Annotated in this window: 25 protein-coding genes; 16 read left to right on the forward strand and 9 right to left on the reverse strand. The window is 44.2% G+C overall.

Annotated elements, in window-relative coordinates; translation table 11 throughout:
• Positions 1-7: 7 nt before the first annotated feature.
• Complete coding sequence (locus tag ACLI1A_RS13370) at positions 8-823, reverse strand: hypothetical protein (protein ID WP_411409176.1); 816 nt, start codon at positions 821-823, stop codon at positions 8-10.
• A gap of 247 nt (positions 824-1,070) precedes the next feature.
• On the opposite strand from ACLI1A_RS13370, the gene ACLI1A_RS13375 reads away from it, so the two are divergent.
• Together ACLI1A_RS13375 and ACLI1A_RS13380 are read left to right on the forward strand one after the other, a co-directional pair.
• Positions 1,071-1,310 carry a hypothetical protein gene (locus tag ACLI1A_RS13375; protein WP_411409177.1) on the forward strand — a complete coding sequence of 80 codons (240 nt, stop codon included), beginning with the start codon at positions 1,071-1,073 and terminating at the stop codon, positions 1,308-1,310.
• Complete coding sequence (locus ACLI1A_RS13380; protein ID WP_411409178.1) at positions 1,304-1,558, forward strand: hypothetical protein; 255 nt, start codon at positions 1,304-1,306, stop codon at positions 1,556-1,558. The genes ACLI1A_RS13375 and ACLI1A_RS13380 overlap by 7 nt, the downstream gene beginning before the upstream one ends.
• Before the next feature lie 263 nt (positions 1,559-1,821).
• On the opposite strand, the gene ACLI1A_RS13385 is transcribed toward ACLI1A_RS13380, so the two are convergent.
• The 4 genes from ACLI1A_RS13385 to ACLI1A_RS13400 form a co-directional block, all read right to left on the reverse strand.
• Complete coding sequence (locus tag ACLI1A_RS13385) at positions 1,822-2,238, reverse strand: hypothetical protein (protein ID WP_411409179.1); 417 nt, start codon at positions 2,236-2,238, stop codon at positions 1,822-1,824.
• 69 nt (positions 2,239-2,307) lie between these two features.
• Positions 2,308-3,432: a hypothetical protein gene (locus ACLI1A_RS13390; RefSeq protein ID WP_411409180.1), complete on the reverse strand. Its 1,125-nt coding sequence runs from the start codon at positions 3,430-3,432 to the stop codon at positions 2,308-2,310.
• 6 nt (positions 3,433-3,438) lie between these two features.
• Positions 3,439-4,599, reverse strand: a complete 1,161-nt coding sequence (locus tag ACLI1A_RS13395) for a hypothetical protein (RefSeq protein ID WP_411409181.1) — start codon at positions 4,597-4,599, stop codon at positions 3,439-3,441.
• Entirely contained in the window at positions 4,596-5,699 is a 1,104-nt protein-coding gene (locus tag ACLI1A_RS13400) for a hypothetical protein (RefSeq protein ID WP_411409182.1), read from the reverse strand. Before ACLI1A_RS13400 ends, ACLI1A_RS13395 begins: the two co-directional genes overlap by 4 nt.
• A 314-nt stretch (positions 5,700-6,013) precedes the next feature.
• Between ACLI1A_RS13400 and ACLI1A_RS13405 the strand changes: the two genes are divergently transcribed.
• From ACLI1A_RS13405 to ACLI1A_RS13460, 12 genes are all read left to right on the forward strand, one after another.
• Entirely contained in the window at positions 6,014-7,051 is a 1,038-nt protein-coding gene (locus tag ACLI1A_RS13405; protein ID WP_411409183.1) for a Clp protease ClpP, read from the forward strand.
• A complete protein-coding gene (locus ACLI1A_RS13410; RefSeq protein ID WP_411409184.1) occupies positions 7,051-8,109 on the forward strand; it encodes a hypothetical protein in 1,059 nt (352 codons plus the stop codon). Before ACLI1A_RS13405 ends, ACLI1A_RS13410 begins: the two co-directional genes overlap by 1 nt.
• A 342-nt stretch (positions 8,110-8,451) precedes the next feature.
• Complete coding sequence (locus tag ACLI1A_RS13415) at positions 8,452-9,045, forward strand: hypothetical protein (protein ID WP_411409185.1); 594 nt, start codon at positions 8,452-8,454, stop codon at positions 9,043-9,045.
• A 7-nt stretch (positions 9,046-9,052) separates the two neighbouring features.
• Positions 9,053-9,499 (forward strand): hypothetical protein, encoded by a 447-nt coding sequence (locus ACLI1A_RS13420; protein WP_411409186.1) that lies wholly within the window; start codon positions 9,053-9,055, stop codon positions 9,497-9,499.
• A complete protein-coding gene (locus ACLI1A_RS13425) occupies positions 9,499-10,656 on the forward strand; it encodes a hypothetical protein (protein WP_411409187.1) in 1,158 nt (385 codons plus the stop codon). Before ACLI1A_RS13420 ends, ACLI1A_RS13425 begins: the two co-directional genes overlap by 1 nt.
• On the forward strand, positions 10,631-11,131 hold the full coding sequence (locus ACLI1A_RS13430) for a hypothetical protein (RefSeq protein WP_411409188.1): 501 nt from the start codon (positions 10,631-10,633) through the stop codon (positions 11,129-11,131). Before ACLI1A_RS13425 ends, ACLI1A_RS13430 begins: the two co-directional genes overlap by 26 nt.
• On the forward strand, positions 11,131-12,624 hold the full coding sequence (locus tag ACLI1A_RS13435) for a hypothetical protein (protein WP_411409189.1): 1,494 nt from the start codon (positions 11,131-11,133) through the stop codon (positions 12,622-12,624). Before ACLI1A_RS13430 ends, ACLI1A_RS13435 begins: the two co-directional genes overlap by 1 nt.
• A gap of 12 nt (positions 12,625-12,636) precedes the next feature.
• Positions 12,637-14,022 carry a hypothetical protein gene (locus ACLI1A_RS13440; protein WP_411409190.1) on the forward strand — a complete coding sequence of 462 codons (1,386 nt, stop codon included), beginning with the start codon at positions 12,637-12,639 and terminating at the stop codon, positions 14,020-14,022.
• 52 nt (positions 14,023-14,074) lie between these two features.
• Positions 14,075-14,308, forward strand: coding sequence for a hypothetical protein (locus ACLI1A_RS13445; RefSeq protein WP_411409191.1), 234 nt, complete (start codon positions 14,075-14,077; stop codon positions 14,306-14,308).
• Between the two features lies 1 nt (position 14,309).
• Positions 14,310-14,636, forward strand: a complete 327-nt coding sequence (locus ACLI1A_RS13450; RefSeq protein WP_411409192.1) for a hypothetical protein — start codon at positions 14,310-14,312, stop codon at positions 14,634-14,636.
• Positions 14,623-15,126 carry a glucosaminidase domain-containing protein gene (locus ACLI1A_RS13455; protein WP_411409193.1) on the forward strand — a complete coding sequence of 168 codons (504 nt, stop codon included), beginning with the start codon at positions 14,623-14,625 and terminating at the stop codon, positions 15,124-15,126. The genes ACLI1A_RS13450 and ACLI1A_RS13455 overlap by 14 nt, the downstream gene beginning before the upstream one ends.
• Positions 15,123-15,758 (forward strand): DUF6549 family protein, encoded by a 636-nt coding sequence (locus ACLI1A_RS13460; protein ID WP_411409194.1) that lies wholly within the window; start codon positions 15,123-15,125, stop codon positions 15,756-15,758. Before ACLI1A_RS13455 ends, ACLI1A_RS13460 begins: the two co-directional genes overlap by 4 nt.
• Before the next feature lie 47 nt (positions 15,759-15,805).
• Here the strand turns inward: ACLI1A_RS13460 and recO are convergent, their stop codons facing one another.
• Both recO and ACLI1A_RS13470 read right to left on the reverse strand, forming a co-directional pair.
• Positions 15,806-16,516 (reverse strand): DNA repair protein RecO, encoded by a 711-nt coding sequence (recO, locus tag ACLI1A_RS13465; RefSeq protein WP_411409195.1) that lies wholly within the window; start codon positions 16,514-16,516, stop codon positions 15,806-15,808.
• Between the two features lie 27 nt (positions 16,517-16,543).
• The gene (locus ACLI1A_RS13470) at positions 16,544-16,705 is read right to left on the reverse strand and encodes a hypothetical protein (protein ID WP_411409196.1); all 162 of its coding nucleotides are present in this window, start codon (positions 16,703-16,705) and stop codon (positions 16,544-16,546) included.
• A gap of 101 nt (positions 16,706-16,806) precedes the next feature.
• Between ACLI1A_RS13470 and ACLI1A_RS13475 the strand changes: the two genes are divergently transcribed.
• The gene (locus ACLI1A_RS13475; protein ID WP_411409197.1) at positions 16,807-18,099 is read left to right on the forward strand and encodes an aminopeptidase P family protein; all 1,293 of its coding nucleotides are present in this window, start codon (positions 16,807-16,809) and stop codon (positions 18,097-18,099) included.
• Positions 18,100-18,498: 399 nt separating this feature from the next.
• On the opposite strand, the gene ACLI1A_RS13480 is transcribed toward ACLI1A_RS13475, so the two are convergent.
• A complete protein-coding gene (locus ACLI1A_RS13480; protein WP_411409198.1) occupies positions 18,499-18,930 on the reverse strand; it encodes a response regulator in 432 nt (143 codons plus the stop codon).
• 173 nt (positions 18,931-19,103) lie between these two features.
• Here ACLI1A_RS13480 and ACLI1A_RS13485 point away from each other — a divergent pair, with 173 nt between their 5' ends.
• Complete coding sequence (locus ACLI1A_RS13485; protein ID WP_411409199.1) at positions 19,104-19,460, forward strand: hypothetical protein; 357 nt, start codon at positions 19,104-19,106, stop codon at positions 19,458-19,460.
• Positions 19,461-19,518: 58 nt separating this feature from the next.
• Here ACLI1A_RS13485 and ACLI1A_RS13490 read toward each other — a convergent pair whose 3' ends face one another.
• Entirely contained in the window at positions 19,519-20,871 is a 1,353-nt protein-coding gene (locus ACLI1A_RS13490) for a carbohydrate-binding domain-containing protein (protein WP_411409200.1), read from the reverse strand.
• Between the last annotated feature and the right edge of the window lie 210 nt (positions 20,872-21,081).

Below are 21,081 nucleotides of genomic sequence, written 5' to 3' on the forward strand. Positions count from 1 at the left end.
TTATATCTTATTTCATGGTTTCCATACAGTTAATTATCCCTTTAAGCTTTTTCCCATCAAATTGCCACATTGCCTCCCCTGCTTTTACGCTTACTATCTTGCTTTTCTTTATAGCTGCAAGGTTTTTACCGTAGACAAGTATAGAAAACGAATATTTAAAATCGGTTGTAGAATTCGGGAAAGGATAACAGGTTGTATTAAATATCAGCCGTGTACCGTCTTCAAGCAACACTGCAACCTTATCAATATCTTTGGTTTTGGTTTTGGAAAAAAAGTTAAACATCACATTATATGTAGTTTGCTCATCCATGGTTGTCTTTAGTACCTGGCAACCCTGCCCTACAAATACAGAGGTTGTAGCCCCACCTAAATCATCATATTTCAAGTAATCACAATAAAAATCCGCGGGAAGCGTAAGGCCACCTATTACCTCAAAAGGGTAATCAAAACTATTCTTAGGGCTGTATTTATAATAAAGCTTTCCACCCGCTTTATCCTGTAATGTAACCCTTATATCACCGGGGCTGTTTACATAGTTTATATACGATTTTTTTAAGGTGTCTACATTAACTACATTAAATTCCTTACCTATAAGTTCTTTCCTGTCGTTGAAACGTGTACTCTCCTTGCTAGGCATATACACTTTTAACAATTGGTCATCGGAATAAAAGCCCATGAAGTAACCGTCTTTTTCAGTTGAATATCCGTCTACAATTTTTACGTCTTTACCCTTTAGAAGTCCGGGGCGCATAAATGGGAAACTTTCCTGGGCAGAAACAAAAGAAAATGCCATTAAGGCAAAAAGAAAATAAATTTTTCTCATAATGATTGGGGTTTTAAAATGTTAGCTGATTGAACAAATTTAAAAGTTTTTTTGACGCAACAAAATGTTTGTTAGATTATTTTCAAATAAAAAAAGCTCCCTGCCATTGCGGCGCAGGGAGCTTTTGAGTATATAGAGGAAAAGAGAAGCAAATCAAATATTTGCAGTATTTATCGCTTCGTTGTTGATGTTACAAATATAGGAGTTTATTTTATACAAACAATATTTATGAAGATTATTTTCTTATATGATTACAACAATTTTACACGGCTGGAAAAACTTCATCAGTAAAACCGAAGTAACCGAGGCTGTAGCCATAAAACGGGCTACAATTTGCACCGCCTGCCCGCAGCTACGGCACGGTAAACTGCTTGCCTTTATAAAAGACAGCCTTACCGAAATAGAGGGTGCCTACTGCAACCTGTGCAAATGCCCCCTAAGCGCCAAGGTGCGCAGCAATGATATTTGTCCTGAAAAAAAATGGTGATCTTGACACGCTATGAAAGCATTACTGCCCTGGGCGACAATTTTTTAAAACTAATAGCTCAGGGGTTTATACCCACACACATACTGGACTGGAAGGTATACTACGAAGCCTACCTTACCGAAGCCGAAGCCCTGAAAAAACAATACGGCCGCACCAAAAAAACCCGTGCCGCCGGTAACGTAGCCGATACCTATAAGATAAGCGAACGCTGCATGTTTAGCATTATAGCGTTTATGGAAGGGAGGTAAGTTTTTTTGGTTTCAGGTTTAAGGTTTCAAGTTGCCTACTCTGACCTGAAAACTGTGACTGTGACTGACCACTCGTACATTCCGAAGGAATGCTTTGCGAGCTTTATCGAGAGGAAAAACTTTGAGAATCTCTGCGCTTACTCAGTGTATCTCTGAGTTACTAATCAACTGAGTAAGCACTGAAAACTGCAAACTAATGAGATGGCCGCGCTCCGTACCTCCGCTCGCCATGACAGGCGCAAGGGGATACTTGAAACCTGAAACTAAAGAGAAAAAACCTCATCGCCCAGGTACAGCGCAGGGTGGCCGTTGTGGTAGCCACTACGCCAGTTTGTAGCGGTAATATTGGTTTTTAGCACTGTTGCCTCGCAGGTTTCAAAATGTACAAATAGCAGCGAGCAGCCCTCGCCTCTAGTGGGGGTAAGCTGCTTCAGGTACACGCCGGTGCTGCCCACATGGAGCCAGTCGGCAAAGGTGGCGCGTTCCAGTTGTAGCACTTCGGGGAAACTTTTCAGGAAAATGGTTTCGCTTTCGGTACCGGGCACACCGCCCGCCCATCGGCTGTACAGGCTAAAACCATTACCCTGAAAAAACTGCACCCACTCGTTTAGCGCCGGCAAATGGGCCAGGTCTACTTTTGGTTTTGGGGCGTCTTGTTTCTTTTTAAACCAGGAGAACATTTTACTGCTATTTTAAATTTTGAATGATGAATTTTGAATGTGTTACAAAGTTAAGAAAAGTCAGTTGTCTTACTTTACCCTGTTTAATGAACAATCTACAATATTTCCATCCTGATTATAAAACTCTAAACCTAAAAATTTGGTTATGTCTGTATCTTCAGGTTCTGTAAACAAACGCAAACGGATATACCTGGAAGTCTGAATACCTCCTCCATAAGCATATTCCAAAATATCTTTTGGGTGTTTTACATTCCAGGAATAAAAATCAGGATCCAGTTCCATAATCCCTTTGCTTGTGTAGGTATTGCCCAAATAAGTATACGACAACACATAACTTAAATGGCAGGCAGCCGTTTTTATAATTTGTAATGACGCCGTGTACCCATTATATCCTCCTGTGTAATTATAAACATTATTCGGCACAAAATCAGCCGGAGGCTGTATTACAGTGCCGTCTTCTAAGGTGGCTGTACCGCGTTGTTCCAACTCGTTATTATAATAACCCCATCGGGTTCGGGTAGTATCTATATCCAGCACCTGGGTAACTTTCATCATATAGTTAAACTCGGCATCCTTCCCATACATTAAACGCGAACCATACCACCTTTGTGCTTTTACTTTTAAGTAAATCCCATTTTTTGAAAAGCAGTGAGCACCTTGTAATTTTAACGCTTCAAAAACCAACCCATCAATCCTTTCTACAGAAATACCGCGAGGCGAAGAAGGCCTGCCATTTACAACATCATAATAAACAGTATTAAAATCAAAGCCATAATACACCTCAAAAATACTGTCTTGTTGTGGCTGGGTGTTTTCGGGCATCATATACCATCTGTTGGAATAATATCTAAAATTAGAGCCTCTTTTTACAACAGACACTGCATTAATCTTTTTCACCTCAATGGTTGTAAACGGCATTCCGCGGCGGTATACTTTATTCTTGGTGTTTGCCGTACCTGTTAGCTTTATAGCTACTTCATTGGGATAATCCATTTTCCTGAACGTTGCAGCAAGCCTTGTGGTATCTGCATTTTTAAAAATTACAATGCGTGCAGGCTGGGTAATCTCTCCATTTACTTCATGAAAGTAATAATCCCCAGCCGCCTTTTCCAGATAGCCCTCGTATGTACCCACGCCCTGCCCCCAACTAACTACAGAAGCGCATATAAATAATAGTGTAAAAAGGTATTTCATGGTGGTTTAGTTTTGTAGTTTCAATTCAAGCATCTCCCATCCCGAATTCTTAAACCCGAGTTTACAATCCGTTCTCAAAACAGGCGGAGGTGAACCGGCTTCTAAATCTATGATAAGCCCAAAGGCTTCTTTTCTATATGTATCGGTATATGTCCCAACTTCATGATAGGTATAATCCGTTTGATAATAGTCTTGAGTGTCTTCATTTTTTTTTGGTTGGGAAGCTTTTAAATAGCTCGAAGAGCTAAACACAAGCGTACCTCTTTGTTCAAATATTTTTTTCCTGCCCCGTAAAAGCTTAAACGTATACCGCAAATCAGACACCGATTTTTTAGTGAGTAACATCTCAAAAGTGCAATGCCCTAAACTATCGTTTGCAGTTCCGGTATAACGATAAGTCTTATTAACAACAAAATCGTTTGGCGGAAAAAGTGTATCGCCATGTATAGGATAGCCTTTAATAAGTTGGGGTAGTAAAAAACTGTCATAAGTAGTTTCGGTATCTACAGCAAGCACCTGTTCTACCTTTAGTTCAGAAGTACATCCGCCAAAATGCCCGTAGCCATACATGCCGCCATAATACAATCTGCCCTTAACCTTTATAAGAGCATCTTTTTTGTCGTATTTATACTTGTGCGTAAACAACTGTATAATAGAATCGCGCTGTTTACGATCCTGAAAAGTGATCCAGCTAATTCCAAAACCTCCGGCATCATCAATATGCTTTTCTAAGAACGATTGCCCCTCATAATAGTTAAAATAAAACCCTTCAAACACGTCTTCTATATAAGGCGTAATAATTCTTTCCTTGTTTATATGATAAAAATCCAGAAACTCCTGTGCCGAGACTTCCTTTATACCTGTAATGATTATTTGATTATAGGGCAAACCAATATAGGAAACCTTCTCATTAATTTTTACACCTGTTACCACAGCCTTTTTTACATCAGAACGCACGTATTGATAATAAGCTATACTATCAACTTTTGTTTTATCTACATCTTTAAAAATCACCTTCCGTGAGGGCAAAAGACTGTCGTTTCGCACCTCAAAGAAAAAGTACGCACCATCGACTTCCTGCTTAAAAAAGCCTTCATAAGTTCCCACACCCTGCCCCCATGTAATTACAGAAGCACATGTAAATAGTAGTGTAAAGAGGTGTTTCATAATTTCGGCTTTAAAGAAAGAATCAAACTGTCGTCATTGTCGTTACCCAGGCTTATTTCAGGAGGATTACCGGCACCGTTACCCGCTTTGGGCTGAACGGTTAACCTTATGCTTTCTCCAAACATTGCATCTTTCCCCGATGTATAACTGTATGGTGCATATCCCGGATAAAAAACGCTGAGCAGATAGCTTTCGGCATCTATAAGCAGCTCTGTGCTATAGCGTATGTTCGTCCTTTTATTCTTTTGCCTGTAGGTAAACCTTAGCATAACCGGCGAAACTTTCTTTATGGTTACCTCAATACCGCTATCCTCCCCGGAAATATAGGTGTATTCTTTGCCCAACACAAAATCCTGCGGAGGGTATAGTATATCGTTACCTGCGCTGTACCCCTTTTCCAGCATGGTAGCAAGCCGCATATTTGCAGTATTATAAATGTTTTTCTGTAAAATTTCTTCTATAGCAATGCTGTTACCCCCCAGGCTAAAAAAGCCATACCCTTCGGTATCGGCATAGCTATAGGTTGCCCTTACTTTTACATACATCCCTTTTTCTAAGGCATCAAATACCCCGCTTTGGTTAAAGGTGTCGTTAATCATTTCTGTTTTCGGTTCGGCAGCCACATTAAGGCTATACACCTTATCGCCTTTTAATATGGTAAACCGGTATTTTTCTTTATGATTTACCTCATCTGTAAACCGGTACAAGTACCCCTCAAAAACACTATCTTTTTCTGCCGTTGTAATTATTTCTGAATTTGGCGGCCTCACCCAGTCGCCATCCCTGTAAGGATAATTCACCGTCATGTCAGAAACAGTAACAGCACCTTTGTCTACCGAAAACACACTTAACGAAACCCACACCACAGGCTTATAATGCCGCCCTAAAAAGAACCTTGGGTAACTCGCCTTTTCGGCCATCTTTAAGGCTTCACCTTTAAAATAAATACGGATAGAGGGCTGAATAGTGTTTGCTTCAAACGGGTAGTAATAATACACATCCGCCTCCCTTTTCTCTATTATTCCCTGAACAGAAAATGCACCCTGTCCCCATGTAAGCACAGAAGCGCATATAAATAATAGTGTAAAAAGGTATTTCATAAGCGGGTTGGTTTACCGTGGTACTAATATAACGCAAATTACACTTTTGTTATTTCAGAATTCAGATTGTAGATTTCAGATTTAGCTTCACTCCAATATACAAAACCGAGTGAAGCTCCCAACAACTAACAACCAACAACCAACAACTAAAACCACTGAACAATCCCCTTCAGTACTCCACCCCTAAAACCGCCGTAACTTTGCAGTGTAGAAATTCAGTACTGAAGAAGTATTAAGTATCAAGAATTAAGTAGTAAGAGTTTGTCGGCATGAGTAAGCCAACCTTAAACTTTAAACCTTAAACCAAACCAAAAATGACAGGAAACATCTACATCTCCGGCCAGATAGGCACCTTCGACGGTACTACCGGGGTAGCCTTGGCCGATGTGGTAGCCCAAGTAAAAAAGCAGCCCGCAGCCACCGCCTTTAATGTGCACATAAACAGCGAAGGCGGACTGGTAGACGTAGGGTTCGACATTTACAACTACCTGCGTGCCCTGCGCAAGCCCCTTACCACCATAGGCAGCGGCATAGTAGCCAGCATCGCCACGGTGATATTCATGGCCGGGAGCCGCCGCCAGTTGCGCGAAAACACCCCGTTTATGATTCACCTGCCCTGGGGTGGCAGCATGGGCACCGCCGATGAGCTGGAACAGTTTGCAGCCCAGCTGCGGCAGGTAGAACAAAAAATGGTAGGCTTTTATACCAAGGCCCTCAGTGTGCAAAAGGAAGCCATACTGCCACTGCTGAAAAACGAAACCTGGCTTACCCCGGCCCAACTCATCGCGCTGGGATTTACCACCACCACACAGCCCATAAAAGCTGTTGCAAAAGCATATTTGAACACTAACAAACCCATGAGAGGACAGTTTACCGACAAGGACAGGCACTGGATGGAAAGCCTGTTTACCAAAGTGCTGGGCAGGTTTAACCAGCCGGCTATTTTTAACAAACTGGTGCAGGATGCTACCGGTGCCGAAATTGACTTTACCGACCTGGCCGATGCCGATGTGGTAGAAATAGGCGCCACCGCTACCGTAGACGGACAGCCTGCCGAAGGCGAATACCTGTTGCCGGACGGTACTACCTACGTGTTTACCGCAGGCGAACTTACCGACATTGTAGAGCCCGACCCTGCCGCTGCTCCTGCCGAAACCGCCGCTGCACTGCGTGCGCAGAACAAAGTCCTGAAACGCCAGCTGGCACAGGTAAAAAATGAAGTACTGGCACTAAAAAGGCAGGTGGGCAGCCGCTACAGCCTGGACGGGCAAAAGGCAGCCGTGCGCAAACCGGCACAGGCCGACCGCCTTAACGGTATGAAACAATATTTGCAACAAAAAACAAGGAAGTAATGCCGCTTATTAATGCAGATGCCCTGGTGCTTAACCCCCGCGAAGCCGAAACGGTAAGCGAAGTAATTTTTGAAAGGGTGTTTAACGACAGCGACCTTGCCGAATACCACGAGGTAGAAACCGGTATCGATGTAAAAACGCAGATAGCCTTTGCTACAAGGCTGGGACTGCTGGGCAAGGAAACACAGGGCTGTACCCCAAATGAAGCCGACGGCTTTTCGCTTACGCAAAAGTACTGGGAGCCCGTACTGGAGGACTTCCGCCTGAAACACTGCCAAACCGATATGCCTGCCCTGCTGAAACTATTCCGCAAATCGCAGCGCATTAACCCTGATTTCTTTGATCTTGTAGGCAGTCAGGAGTTGGGCGTTATCATTGCCGCGGTAGAATCGGCACTGGTAGAAAACATCCACCGTAAGGTATGGTTTAACGATAAAACAGCAGCCACCGTAGCAAACAGCGGCGTGTTTACAAACGGCACCGACCTGGGGTATTTCAACTCATTTGATGGCCTGTTTAAGCAAATCTTCGCCGAGGTTCCTACCTCAGCCGCTAACTATGTAGCCATAGCCAAAAATGCAGGCACTACCTACGCCGCACAGGTGCTGGACGAAGATGCCGCATTGGGCATCTTCGAGAAAATGGTAACCAAAGCGGACGAAAGGCTGGTTTCGGCAGACGATGTGTTTATATTGGCAAGCCGCTCATTAGCCGATAACTACCGCGCCAGCCTGCGCAACAAAAACCTGGGTTCGGGCTTCCTGGAAGTGGTAGAAGAAGGCAGGCAAAAACTGTACTTTGACGGCATAGAGGTAAAAGTGCGCTACGACTGGGACCGCTACATAAAAGACTACCAAAACAACGGTACCAAATACCACCTGCCACACCGCGCCGTGCTTACCACAAAAAGCAACATCCCGGTGGGTACCCTTAGCGAGGAAGACCTTACCAAGCTGGATGTGTTTTACGACAAAACCCTGCGCACCAATATTATGGACGCAGCCTACAGCATAGACGCCAAGCACCTGGAACCGTATATGACAGTGGCAGCGTATTAATTTGTTTCAGGTTTAAAGTTTAAAAGTTTCAGGTTAGCTTCACTCGTACCTGCTGTCAGTAACTGAAGGCTGGGATTATAAAACATCCGAGTGAGCATTCCCCTCCCTCGGAGGGGTGCCCGCAGGGCGGGGTGGTTAATGAACCTCTCGCCAGTCCTATCCGAAGGAAAGGAAACAACTTCACTCGTGTGTATCACCATAAACTGAAAACTGTGACTGCGACTGGAAACTAATCTCTCCATACGAGTGAAGCTCCCATCAACCAACAACTACCAACCAACAACCATCAACTAACAACCATCAACCAACCCCCAAGACTTCTTTTCAAATCAAAAAACAACCATGTCTGATTGTACAGGAAACCTAACCGCTGATATCCTTTTCGATTGTATTAATGCCCCTGTGGGCGGTATAGAGCAAAACGTGCTTATTGTAAAAAAAGATGATGTTAAAGTATCTACCATAACCGTAGACCCAGATAACGACCTTGTGGTTACCGGCCTGGAGCTGAATACCGGCGCGCTGGCATATAAGCTTACCGGTGTAAAGCAGAGTAACAGCAAAGCCTGGGAACTGGTGAAAAAGGAAAATGCCCCCGATAAGTTTAAGCACACCTTTAGCGGGGTGATTTTTAACCCGAGCGCCGAAAACAAAATGCAGGCAGCTGCGCTGGCTAAAGGTGCCAAATATGTAATCATCATAGAGCAGGTGTGGAAAGGTGCCGGCAGTAAAGATGCCTTCGAGATACTGGGGCTTTCATCGGGCCTTGAAATAAGCACCATGACAAACAGCAGCAAGGAAAACGACAACATGATTATGTTTGAGCTTGCAAGCGCCGATGGTTTTGAAGAGGCCACCATGCCGAAAAACTTCCTGGACGGTACTTATGCCGCCACTAAGGCCTTGTTTGACAACAAACTTGTACCGGTAGTATAATCGCTTTATGGATTTTACCAGTATGGATATCGCAGCCCTTACCCGTAGTGTTACGGGCGAGGGCCGGCGGTACCTTGAGCTGTTCCTCAGGGAGTATACCGCCCTTTTCCCGGGGCCTGTAAACCCGGGGTGCCCCCGCTGCCTGCAAGAATATTTGAATCGTTATAAAAATCATTTTAAACGCATGAGTACCACAAACACCTGCCAATACAGGCTGCACGAACGTTACGAAAATATCCCATTACAATTTGGCTCGCCCATCTTGGTAAACAACGACAACATAACCGATGAGTATGCCAAAATTCTGATAAACCAACCTAATGGTATCCGTTACTTTTCCCAAGTACCGGATGTTAAACCCACTCCTTTAGAAGACGTAGATATCCCGGCAGCTAACGATGAAACAACCGCTGAGGAGGTTGAAACAGAACTTGAAAATAATACCCAGCAGTAATGAAGGCGCTCTTTGTAGACATCTGGAAACGTTTAACTCCCTGGAGCAAAAGCGCCGATGTATATGCTAATGACGTGGACAACGCCTACCCTGAACGTATGGACCGGCTGATAAACAACAGCGTTACGGCTAAAAGTGCGGCAGCCATTATGGTACAGTACCTCATCGGCAAAGGATATGGCCCGGAAAATGACTGTATTGTCGTCAACAAACAGAAGAACCTCCGACTGATAGATTTTGCCGATGATGTGGCTGACGACCTGGTAAAGCAGCGTGGTGTGTTTATACACATCAATTACAACGCCCTATACCAGATAGCCGATGTAAGTGTACTACCCTACGAATGGTGCCGCATGGGTAAAAAAGACAGCACTGATTATTCGGGCAAGGTAGCTGTTTGTAAAGAATGGCTGAAGCCAAAACGCAGCGAAATAGAACTTATAGATGTGTATAACCCACGTAAGGCAGTGATAGATGCACAGGTAGAAGCGGCCGGAGGATGGGATCAGTACAAAGGGCAGGTACTGTTTGTTAATATGGACACTAAGCTCATCTATCCCCTGAGCCGCATTGATGCCGTAGCCGAAGACTGCGACAGCGAAGCACAGGCAGGCATTTACAAAAACAGGCTGCTGCGTCGGGGCTTTTTTGGCAATACGCTGGTGGTTACACGTCCGCTTGTGGGTGGTGGCCTGGAGCCGGGCAGCCATGCCTACCGTGAAGCTGAAGATGAGCGCGAAGCCTTTCAGAAAGCCATAAAAGACAGCCTTGGAGCCGAAAATACCGGTGGTGTGCTGTGCCTGGAAATGGATTTTTCGGGAGAAAAGTTGGAAGATGCCATACTAATAAAGCAGATAGAAAGCAAAATAGACGACGAGCTGTTTAACTATACCGAAACCAGCGTGCGCGAAAATATACTGGTAGCGTTTAACAACCTTCCGTCGGGGCTGGTGAAGACAAACGACAGTGCGCTTTTTGGCAACAGTGGCGAGGCCATCCGTGAAATGAAGCGTACCTATTGGGAAAACACCAGCAAAGACCGCAACCTGCTTACCAGGCTGCTGAACCGCCTGCTGGCACAAATGCCCGATTACAAAAACCTAAAAGTAGAACCCTTAAAACTGATTGAAAATGCAGCTCCTGATATCCCGCAGTGATTTGGCCCAATACAAACAGATGGCCAAGACCACCTTTGATGACAAGCTGAATGAACAGATACGAGATGCCCAGCTGCTGGACCTTCAGCCCATTATTGGCGAAAGCCTGTTTAACAGCATACTTGCCGCACCCGAAACTCATACCGAACTATTAGAAGGCGGCGTATATGAGCATGACGGAATTAGTTACCAGAATTACGGGCTTAAGATGGTGCTGGCCTACTTTGCTTATGCACGCTATGCCATGTTTGCATCGGTTACCGATACGCCTTTCAGTATGGTAGAAAAACTGAACGACAGCAGCCGCCCGGCAGAACCATTGGCAAAGAAAACCCTGTACACCATGAACCGCGATGCGGCAATGCAGCTGTGGGGTAATGTAAAAAATTACCTCACCCGAACAGGATATAGCGGTTATAAACCACATGGGAAAAGTGCCCCTGCAGGAGGATTTCGTCTTAAAAAGATTGGCTGATGATTATTATAAATTCTTACAGTAATAAGCGCTTTACGCTAAACGGCGTCCAGTACCTTAAAAACTATGTTAGCCGGGTATCGGGTAACCGCGTGCAGATTTACAACTGCTACGATAATGCCGATGTGCTGGCGGGGTTTGATATTTACGGCAATTATATTGTGAACGGAGAAACCTTCAGTAATGCAGCATTACTCCAGGAGGCGCTACTTGACGTTATATTCAGCCGCGGCACATTGGGTAACGATGTAGGGGAACTGATACAGGACAATAAAAGGCTCGTAAAGGATGTAACAATAGCTACCACTGATACAGAAACACAGATATTAGCCAAGATAAATGCCCTGCCACTTTACCTTGTTGATGAGCAAAGCCTGGTTTCGTACAAGTGTTACGACGAGGGTGAAAGGGTGTTAGTTTATAATACTATTGGGGTAGGTAAGGGTAGTTATGGCCTTGGAGGCACACAACTTACATTGGATAACCTGCTTAAGGTATATGAATATGTACCTTATGTAAACCAGAACAACATCCATAACATTATCACTTACACAGCTAACGGCACGGGTAACACGCCACTTTCTACTTTGGCAGTGGCCAATCTTATAAATAGTAACTTCCCTATAAGCGTACAGGAAACAACCGTACCATGGATAGCCGTAAATATTGTGGGCACCATCCCGGTAATAAAGCACGTGTATTGGTTTAAAGGAGGGAAAGGTTTGTGGGGAGGTCCTTCGGGTTCGGGAGGTACAGAAGTAAATAAAGGTATGCTGCAATTCCTGCTCACCCAAAACGCGGCTCCCGAGGACGTACAGGATGGCGGAAATACATCGGTAATACCACTCGGAACCGTTACTAACGGTGATTACATTACTGCAGCAAATACAACAGAACACGACCTGAGCAACCCTGATTTGTATTACTTCCTGAAATTCAATTATGATGGTGTAGATTATTTGCTCCAGTTTATAGGAAGTGAATATGGATTGTATGGTGGTAGTAATGCGTTACAGTTCACGCAATCCGACTTTGAAGAAATACCTGTGGTTCAGGCACCTGAACCCTACATCCCAAACCTACAGCAGGTAACGACACAGGGAGGAAGCACTGATAAGCCAATTACTACCTCCGATGGCATAAGTGCTACTGAGATACAGCCTACCGGCGGGTTAATGCTTAAAGGAGACGGTTATAAGATAACTCTAATGCTTGATCCAGAGATAGTATATGAAAGCTTTAATCTACTAATCCCTCAATCGCATCTTGATGCTGGCTATGAGTCTCTACTTTTCCAAAGCTCTGTAATATCTACACCAGGCCGACCGGTAATTCGAAGCAAAGTATCCGGATATAATAGTATTGGGGAATTGGAGGTAGGCGATGAAATCAGTCACCGTATTGGCAACCTAATAATTCATAGTGCCATATATAACGGCGGAGATCCTGACTATATAGAAAACTTAAGCATTCTGTTGTCAACTGAAATTTAAACCAAAAAAGAAATGAGAAAACTATTGTATATGATGCTTTTGGTTTATAGCATCACAAACGCTCAAAACGCACCATTTACTACAGCAAATAACTTAAAGATTACCAATCCCGTCGAAGGTAATGCAACCGACAGCGTACTTGTATGGCGTAGTATTGATAAGGCTGTGCGTTTTTTCCCTTTAGGAGGTAAATATGTACCATATAAAGGCGCAACCCGAGACGTAGATTTAGGGAATAAGGGATTGTATGCCAATCGAGGGTATTTTGCAGATAATCACACCCCAGCTACAGGATTTAATAATATATTTAGCGTAGCAGCCTCCAGTGATACCCTTACTGACTCTAAAGGTCTTTACATAGTTAAAGACCAGTATGGGCAACTCCACATTAACAATCGCGGAAAAGGGAATATCGAAACCAACTCGGCATTCGGAATCTATTCACTAGTAAATAATATAACTGGATATGCCAATACAAGTTTTGGATATGCCAGCTTGTATTCTAACACAACCGGGGTTTATAATACAGCCATCGGATTAAATAGCATGATAAGTGGCAATGGTAACTATAATACGGGTATTGGGGCTTTAACTCTCCAAAACGTGACTTCTCAATTTAATACCGCTGTTGGATACCAAGCTTTAACCTCACTTACATCAGGTGCATCAAACACCGCAGTGGGGCTACAAACACTCAGCTCATTAAACACCGGAACCTTCAATACTGCTTTTGGAGGAACTGCTATGTACAGCACCACGACAGGTAGTTATAATACTTGTTTCGGCAGCTTCTGCGGTAGAGATATAACCGAAGGAAACTATAACACATTGATAGGCAGATCCATAGGACGCCCCTTAACTACAGGAAGTTACAATCTTATTGTTTCCAGAGGCACCAATGACACAACGGAATATTCGGGTATTAGTACGGGTAGTTACAACACATTGCTCGGAACTGTTAAATCAATGGCCGCGAATTCAAATAACTGGGTTGTACTAGCCGACGGTACCGGCAGCCGTGCATTCGAAAAAAATGGTAGCACAGGAGCAGTTGACATTAAAGGTACTTCTTTCACCTTTAATTCGGGTGGCCTAAAAGCCGGTATAATGAACATTATTTCAACTGCAACGGTGACCGCCGCAAACATCGGATCCAACGGCTTGCTGTATATTTACGCTGATGCTTCTGCCGGAAATATTACAATCAACTTGCCAACCGCTACTTCCCTCAGCGGATATTCTGTTTGGGTGTATCGTAAAGACAGCACTTCAAATACCGTAACTATTGATGCCAACGGCTCTGAGCTCATTAACCAGTCGCTTACCTATTCCCTTTCCGGACAAAACAGCAATGCTAAATTTACCAGTGACGGTACTCAGATAAGGGTCTTCAACTAACCATTAATATTTCTCTTAAGGATTGATCAAAGATTTATTTTGAAATCACATCATGAAAATGATCAGTCAAAACATAAAACCCATACTGGCTTTACTGCTTGTTGGTGGGTTTATAGCCTACTTGTTTATTACCTCCTACATTCCGCCACAAAACGTAAATGAACAACTACAAACCGCCCTTATAGGGTTTGTAGGTCTTGCCATAGGCTATTACCTTGGCAGCAGTACAGGGCAACAACGCGTTAACGATGCACTACACAGACTCAGCAGCAGAAACGAACCGTAATATGAAACATATTCTCCTGTCTTCATTTACCGGGCTGTTGAAATACTTCGGGCTAGAAGCCCCCTTTATCATTGCGGGGCTTGCCGGAGGTATCACATTCATTTCAAAAAACAGCAGCCTTTCAAAATGGCAGAAATTCCTCTCGGTAGTATCGGGAGGGTTTGCTGCAAACTACCTTACCCCCATAGTAGCGGAGTGGATGGATTTAACAGATAAAGTCCTGTACGGCATTGCCTTCCTGCTGGGATATGGCGGCCTGAAAAGCATTGAATGGATATTTCTAATATTTTCCGGCAACTTAAACCCGACCAAAAATGAAAACCCCTGAATTTGTATCTAAATATCTCCCTTTTGCACGGCAAACCGAGGCTAAAACAGGTATAAGTGCCATAGCTATACTGGCACAGGCCGCACTGGAAAGCGGTTGGGGCGAAGCCGCTCCCGGCAATGCGTTCTTTGGCGTAAAAGACACCGATGGCATTAACGGCAATGAACAGCTGCTTACCACCACAGAATACAGCAGGAGGGCCGACCTGAAATTTCCGCAGGTGATAAGCGTAACCCCCATAGTACGGAACGGCGTGAAAATGTTTCGCTACAAAGTGAAAGATTATTTCAGGAAGTATAATACGCCTGAGGAGTGTTTTACGGACCATGCTAAATTCTTCCTGAAAAACAAACGATATGCCGAAGCCCTGCAGGTAAAACACAACCCTATGCTTTTTATAGATGCCATAGCGGCGGCGGGCTACGCCACAGCACCGAACTATGCTTCTACCCTAAAAGCTGTAGCCAAAACCATAGAAAAACACGTATGAAAATACCAACCCAAAACCTGATTATAGCAGCGCTGGCAATAGCGCTGCTTTTTGCTGTGCAAAAGTGTACTTCGGTGCAGCAAAACAGCCGGGCAAACACCCTGGCTTTAACCGACAGCATTCAGTATTTTACAAATGCATTGGGCACGCAAACGGCATCCGTCCGTACATTGCAAACCAATAAAAATCAACTTGAAGAACTGTTACTGGATAAAGACCGGGAACTACAACAGCTCTCTAAAAACTTTTCAAAAGTCCATACAGTAACAAAGTACCAAACCGTAACAGAATACGACACCATTACCATAACTTTTCACGACACAGTACCCTGCATCTTTTCACGGGAAGGTATTGCGCAAAGCAAATGGTATTCATTGCGTTACCGGGCCGACCAAAGAAGCATTGTTATAGACACCCTCACCCTACCCAACATTACTACCCTGATAACCGGCACCAAACGCAACTGGTTTTTAGGCCGCGAAACACTGGTAACCGAAGTAACCAATACAAACCCCTACGTTAAGGTAAACCAACTAAAATCGGCTGAAGTGGTACTGCCCGCCCCGGTACAGAAAAAGTGGTATGTATGGCTGGGCGCGGGACTTGTGGGAGGGTATTTATTAGCCAAATAAATATGGATTCTCCATCAAATTAACGAATGCACAAATCAACAAATCCACTAACTAAACACTTCCCTAAGCACTTCCAGTGATTTCGGCCTGCGGAAACCCTCAAGGTGAAAGGCATAATAGTCCAACAAAATGCGCAGCAGCACCTGGCGTTCCGTTACGTGGAATGCCTTGGCACTGTCGTCCAGCTTCAGGGCCATAAGGCGGCGCAGCAGGGCCGTATCATGGTCGGTAAGGCAGGTAAGGCCGTGGTAGGGCATAAACACTCCCTCTGTCATTTCAAAGTACGGGTGGTTATCGTTTCCGTTAGGGTAAAAGCCCAAAAACTTAGTAAGTTCCATAAGCAGCACCAGGTGGAAGTTGGCCGTACCCTCATGGCTGTCCAGCCACAGCAGGGCGGTTTCCAGAAAGGCATACAGGCTTTCGTTCTGTTCCTCCTCCTTTATGCAGTGGTGCAGCATTTCGCTAACAAACAGCGCTATGGTGGTTTTTACAATATCGGTGTTCAGGGTGTGGTACGGGTGCGCCAGGCGTACTTCCTTAAAGTACTCCAGTGTACCCTTGTCTTTATGCGAAGCCTCTATTTCCAGCAGGTTTAGCGGGCGGAAATAAATGTTTTTCTGTGTGCTTTTTTTGGTACCAAAAGCATCGCGCACATAGTAGGTTTTAAGGCCGCTGCTCTGCGTGTAGCATTTTACCACCAGGCTTTTTTCCTGGTAGCGCAGGGCACTAATTACTATGGCACGGGTTTTTATGAGCATTTTAAGAATCTGGTACAAAGGTAAGCCCTATTCCGTTAAGAAATGTTTGATTTCATATTCTTCGATTAGTTTACCCAATATCTCCAGCTCATCACTTTCGGGTGTTCCGGGTACTGCATCAAAAATAACCTCAAGCCTTTGTAATGCCGCATTGTAATCCTCTTCTGTCTTTATAGGTTTGATGTTCATTTTTTATATTGGGTTGGTAATTTCATGTAAATATATCAAAATTCCCTCTCCCCCATTCCCCCATTTCTCACTACCTTTGGTATCCAAATAAAAATTTTATTATGAAATACCATCAGATACCCAGCAGCCTTTTCATTAAAAACCGTAAAAAGTTTATGGCCGAAATGAAGCCGAAAAGCGTTGCCGTATTCAATTCTAACGATATTTACCCCGTGAGTGCCGACAGCACCCTGCCGTTTGCACAACACCGCGATATTTTTTACCTGAGTGGCGCCGACCAGGAGGAGTCCATCCTTTTACTGTGCCCGGATGCGCCATACGAGCACCTGCGTGAGATACTGTTCCTGCGTGAAACCAACGAGCACATAGCCATTTGGGAAGGCGAAAAACTAACTAAAGAACGCGCTACCGAAGTAAGCGGCATCAAGAACATTGTATGGCTTAAGGACTTTGAAAAGACGCTTTTTGAGGTAATGACCTATACCGATACCATTTATGTTAATACTAACGAGCACTACCGCTCATCAGTAGAAACCGAAACCCGCGAAGCCCGTTTTATTAAGTGGTGGAAAGACAAATACCCTGCACACCAGGTAGCCAAAAGCAACCCGATACTGCAACGCCTGCGTTCTATTAAAGAGCAGGAAGAACTGGACCTGATTCAGCACGCGTGCGATATTACCGAGAAAGGTTTCCGCCGTATCCTGGGCTTTACTAAGCCGGGCGTGTGGGAATACGAACTGGAAGCCGAACTGATACACGAGTTTGTACGCAACCGCAGTAAGGGCTTTGCATATACTCCTATTATTGCCAGCGGCAATAACGCTAATGTGCTGCACTATATAGAAAACAACAAGGAATGTAAGGACGGCGACCTGATACTGTTTGACGTAGCAGCCGAGTACGCTAACTACAGCAGCGACCTTAGCCGTACCATTCCGGTAAACGGACGTTTTACACCACGCCAGCGCCAGGTGTACGATGCCGTACTTCGCGTGAAAAACGAAGCTACAAAACTGCTTACCCCAGGTACCCTGTGGAAACAATACCACATAGAAGTGGGCAAGATTATGACCTCTGAGCTACTTGGCCTTGGGCTTATTGATAAAGCCGATGTACAAAACGAAGACCCGGCATGGCCTGCCTACAAAAAATACTTTATGCACGGCACCAGCCACCACATGGGGCTGGATACACACGACTACGGCCTGCTGCACCTGCCTATGGAAGCCAACATGGTGTTTACCGTAGAACCGGGTATTTATATTCCGCAGGAAGGTTTTGGCATACGCCTGGAAGATAACGTGGTGGTACAGCCAAGCGGCGAACCGTTTAACCTGATGCGTAATATTCCTATTGAAGCAGAAGAGATAGAAACGATAATGAATAGTTAGTTTATTTGTTTAAAGTTTAAAGTTTCAGGTTGCTCACTCTGCCGATTTAGCGTAACACAGTGAAGCTATTCCCTTCTTTCAGATTATCATATGGACACAAATGGCTTTGTGAACTTTTTTTGCTTTCCAAAGGAAAGCCTTCGTGTTCGTATTAAGCATAATTTAGCTCTTTTGTGCCCTTTGTGAAAAACTTTGTGCACCTTGTGGTAAAAAATTCCTCGCAAAGTCGCAAAGATGTGTCCACACGATAGTCCGGAGGAGGGGTGCCCGCCGCAGCTGGCGGGGTGTTATGCCTAACTGTTTAAAGTTGCTTACTCAGCCGAAAACGAACAAACATATCCACAGATAAACAAATTAACCTAAAACAAACAATCCGGCCTTAAAGCCGGATTGTTTGTTTTACAGCAGCACCAAATTTTCGTCGGGGCTGGTGGTATACAGTATCCTTTCCGAAACTATTTTTATAATATCGGTAAGCTTTGCTACTTCAGATGGTTTTACGGCATAGCCCACCGCGCCCAGTTTCCGGGCTTGCTCTATATCCTCCGGGTCAGAGCTGGTGGAAAACATTATAACCGGTATATCGCGCAGGTATTCACGCTTTCTTAAATAGCGCAACAGGAAAAAACCATCTTTTACAGGCATGTTTACGTCCATAAAAATCAGGTCGGGTTTCATTATATGGTCGCACTCCAAAAAAGCAAGCGAAGCATCGGCCGAATTAAAGTCGTTAAATATAATATTTGGGTAAACACTGTGCACAATATCCCTGAAAACCATGCGGTCATCTTCATCGTCATCTACCAATATCACACTCTTGAAATTCGACATTCTTCAAATAATAATACACAAAATTAATAAATAATTAAGAATTGATTTCAGAATGAAGCGTTATATCAAAATTTTGAATAGTTCTAAATAAAGCAAAAGCTTTTAACCCTAAGCCGGGTCTGTGCTAAAATTTATCTGACTATCTTTGCCGCTTATAAAACGAAAGGATATACATGTCGCGCGACGAACAACTGAAAGAACGCTGGGATCAGCTTGTAAAAATATTGAGTGACCGTTTTGCCGATGGCGAAATGCTGGACCTCGACTCTATTATTTACCTTATAGGTGTACAGGAACTGGGTAAGTTCCATAAAAAGTTTAAAAAAGACGAAAAGGTAAACCTGATGCATATAGCCATATGCCGCCTTCTGGAACCCTTTGGCTATTATGAGTTCGACTTTTTTGATGCCGATGGCTGGCCACACTACACCGTAAAAGAACAGCTGCCACCGCTAAAAGCCGGAGAGCAAAGCGTACTGATGAAAACCGCTATTGTAGATTATTTTTTAGAGCGTGGGCTTATACAATAAAAATACCCTGGGGCTTACACCTCAGGGTATTCTGTTTATAAATAATACTGCTGTGAAATTATAAGTTTGCAGATTGTACTGTAGTTACCGTACCCGTTACAGTAAAGGTTGCTTGCAGCACACCACCTATATAGCTGATAAAATCGTACCAGCCATCGGTAATATCACCGGTTACCGTACCGCCTGTGTAAAGCTGATAGCTGCCGTTATCGGCCACCGCAGCTGTACTTACCAGTATTTTCTTAAAGCTGTGGGCCGGCTTAAAGGTAAACAGGTTTGCGCCCGTGGTGCTTTGCAGGTGTACTACGGTTTCTGCATCCTGGGTACTCTCAAAATCAAGTAGTACGGCATTTTGCCCCGATGTTTCACTTGGTGCATCAATGGTACCGTTACCGCTTACCGCAACCACAACACCATTGTTTATATTAAAGTTACCCGTAAAGTTTACAGCAGCGCTGCTGCCCGCAGTAGGGCCGTCTATTACCAGTGTACCACCATCTACAACAATGTTACCCTGTGCATCAAGTCCGTTTTGGGCGGCATTTACATACAGGTAGCCGCCTTTAAGGTAAATTTCGGTATTGGCCGATGTATTTGCTCCATCAGCATCTATACCATCTGCTGATGCGGTAATCCTTACGGTACCGGCTGCTATATTTACAGCTCCGGCCTCAAAACCATCCTGGCTTTGTGCTATGTTTATGGTACCGCCTGTTATGTTAATATCGGTATCGGCACTAAAGCCATCACCCTGCGCATTAACGGTAAAATCGCCACTTGGCACCGTAATATTAAAATCAGTACTTACTGCCACGTCATCGGCATTTAGTATAAAGGTGCTTTCCTTAAGCACTACCCCGCCTTCGCTGCGTATGGCAGCAGCATCGTTACCATTTACCGTAAGCGTACCTGTACCAAAAATGCTCAGCTTGGTACGGCTGTATATGGCACCATTTTGGCTGTTGCCGCTGGCGTCGGTAATGGTATTTGTAGTACCCTGCTGCACGCGGATAATTACCTTATCGGCATTTTCTATATCTATAGCTGCATTAGTACTACTGGTAATACTTACACCGTCAAACACCAGTTTTACCACAGCATTTTCATCGGCATCCACCACCAGTTGGCCATCGGCCAGGGTACCACTTACATGGTACACGCCCGATTGTGTAATGGTTACCTTACTACCCTCGGTAGTTACCGATTCGTCATCAGACGTAGCCGACGATCCTGCAAGATTAACCTGCTTGGCGGTAGCACTGTAGTCGTAATCAGTAGCCGCCTCAGTATTAGCCGCCGCGGTTACCTGTCCAGGCTCGTTGTTTACACTTTCCGATTCGTCGTCGCTGCACGATGCAAGGCTAAGCACTGCTGCCATGGCAGCCATATGCAAAAAGGGTATTTTTTTCATAGCTCAAATGTTTTTAAATGATTTCTGAAACAAAATAAGCCGGGCAATGCGTTAATAGACGGTTAATGGAGGGTTAAAAACAAACCCCGCAATATTAACATTAAGGCTTTTTTAATAGTTGCTGAAAGGTAATATTTACACCTTTAAATGTTTTTTAAGAAAATAATACCTACTAATGGGGTAGCGCAGCAATTTTAAAATACCTAAATT

This window comes from Flavobacterium sp. RHBU_3 (genome assembly GCF_046613565.1).
Classification (GTDB): Bacteria; Bacteroidota; Bacteroidia; order Flavobacteriales; family Flavobacteriaceae; genus Flavobacterium.